The sequence below is a fragment of the Allomuricauda sp. XS_ASV26 genome (assembly GCF_041224615.1).
GTDB classification, from domain to species: domain Bacteria; phylum Bacteroidota; class Bacteroidia; order Flavobacteriales; family Flavobacteriaceae; genus Flagellimonas; species Flagellimonas alginolytica.
This window is the reverse complement of record NZ_JBGFGK010000017.1, coordinates 1-393: the sequence shown is the minus strand read 5'-3', so window position 1 is coordinate 393 and position 393 is coordinate 1. Positions and strand designations below refer to the sequence as shown.

Here is a 393-nt window from a genome sequence, read left to right as displayed (position 1 = left end):
CACATAGGCCTTTGTAGCGGCATCGCTCGCAGCGGTCGGGGCTCCAAGGCCCGTCAGCACTAGACCGTTCGCATCGTTCCCGTCAGTCAGCACTTCCTCGATGTTCTGGATCTCGTTCGTATCCGATAGATCTCCGTCGGCTGAGATATGGTTGGCAAGGTTCGTGGCATTAGTGGCTATATCGGTAGCGTTCGTTGTGATGTTTGCAGCATTGTTACCAATAGCCGTAGTATTGTTGGAGATGTCCGAAGTGTTCGTTGTGATGTTAGTAGCATTGTTACCAATAGCCGTAGTATTGTTGGAGATATTGGTAGCGTTGTTCGAAATATCCGTGGCATTGTTACCGATCGCAGTAGTGTTGTTGGCAATGTCCGCAGCATTGGCTGCTACTCC

1 protein-coding gene is annotated in these 393 nt (G+C 50.4%); it reads right to left on the bottom strand.

From position 1 onward, the window contains the following. A partial coding sequence (locus AB9K32_RS00090; RefSeq protein WP_369884007.1) for a hypothetical protein occupies nucleotides 1-393 on the bottom strand: 393 nt, incomplete at both ends.